1 tRNA gene and 1 pseudogene are annotated in these 1598 nt (G+C 38.5%); one reads left to right on the forward strand and one right to left on the reverse strand.

Annotation, left to right across the window (positions count from 1 at the left end):
* Positions 1 to 76: 76 nt before the first annotated feature.
* Positions 77 to 1402 (forward strand): annotated as a pseudogene (locus HMPREF2805_RS10705) (ISL3 family transposase).
* A gap of 72 nt (positions 1403 to 1474) precedes the next feature.
* Here HMPREF2805_RS10705 and HMPREF2805_RS06105 read toward each other — a convergent pair.
* A tRNA-Ser gene (locus HMPREF2805_RS06105) sits at positions 1475 to 1562 on the reverse strand.
* Between the last annotated feature and the right edge of the window lie 36 nt (positions 1563 to 1598).

Here is a 1598-nt window from a genome sequence, read left to right on the forward strand (position 1 = left end):
GCCTATTTTGTTGTAGAAAAAAAGTCCCATATCATCTATAATGAAAAGCAACCAAACCATCATTAGAAAGAATCCTATGGAACAATTATATTTTATCACAAAACTTCTTGATATCAAAAACCCAAATATCCAAATTATAGATATCGTTAATAGAGATAGTCACAAAGAAATCTTCGCTAAATTGGATTATGATGCCCCGTCTTGCCCTGAGTGCGGAACTCAAATGAAGAAATATGATTTTCAAAAACCGTCGAAAATTCCTTATTTTGAAACGACTGGTATGCCTACTAGAATTCTTCTTAGAAAGCGCCGTTTTAAGTGCATCAGTGCTCTAAAATGATGGTCGCTGAGACTTCCCTCGTCAAGAAAAATCATCAAATTCCTCGTGTTATCAACCAAAAAATTGCTCAAAAGTTGATTGAAAAGACTTCTATGACCGATATTGCCCATCAGCTAGCCATTTCAACTGCAACTGTCATTCGCAAGCTAAATGACTTTCACTTTAAGCATGACTTTAGCCGACTTCCTGAGATTATGTCCTGGGATGTTGAAACAGTCAGGGGAGTGACTGTTTCAATCGGGAGATGAAGATGAGCTTCATTGCACAGGATTTTGATTCCAGAAAGATCGTAGCTATCCTGGATGGGCGGACTCAAGTGACCATTCGCAATCATTTTCTTCGTTATTCTGGAAAGGTGAGAAGTCGCGTGAAAGTCATTACCATGGATATGTTTAGCCCTTACTATGACTTGGCTAAACAGCTTTTTCCATGCGCTAAAATCGTTCTAGATCGTTTTCCCCCTTCGTTATTATATTTCTAAACTCAGGCTAAAACAGTCCACTGGACTGTTTTACTCCAACACTTAGGCCGCGCTATGAGTCGTGTTCGTGTCCAAATTATGAATCAGTTTGAGCGAAAATCTCATGAATACAAGGCAATCAAACGTTACTGGAAGCTCATTAAACAGATAGTCGTAAACTCAGCGATAAGCGATTTTATCGCCCTACTTTTCGTATGCACTTGACGAATAAAGAAATTCTAGACAAGCTTTTGAACTATTCAGAAGACTTGAAACACCACTATGAGCTCTATCAGCTCTTGCTTTTTCACTTTCAGAATAAAGAGCCCGAGAAATTTTTCGGACTTATTGAAGACAATCTAAAGAAGGTTCATCCTCTTTTTCAGACTGTCTTTAAGACATTTCTAAAGGACAAGGAGAAAATCGTCAACGCCCTTCAATTACCTTATTCCAACGCTAAATTGGAAGCGACTAATAATCTCATTAAACTCATCAAACGAAATGCTTTTGGTTTTAGGAACTTTGAAAACTTTAAAACTAGAATCCTCATTGCTTTGAATATCAAAAAGGAGAGAACCAAGTTGGTCCTCTCCAGGTTATAACTTTTCATCAACCCACTACAATTGACAAAGAGCCTTTAAAGTCAAAAAAAGAGCTTTTAAGCTCTTCAACTACGGAGAATAAGGGATTCGAACCCTTGCGCCAGTTACCCGACCTAACGATTTAGCAAACCGTCCTCTTCAGCCTCTTGAGTAATTCTCCTATTAATGGGCACGAGTGGACTCGAACCACCGACCT

The sequence above is a fragment of the Streptococcus sp. HMSC034E03 genome (assembly GCF_001811505.1).
Taxonomy (GTDB): domain Bacteria; phylum Bacillota; class Bacilli; order Lactobacillales; family Streptococcaceae; genus Streptococcus.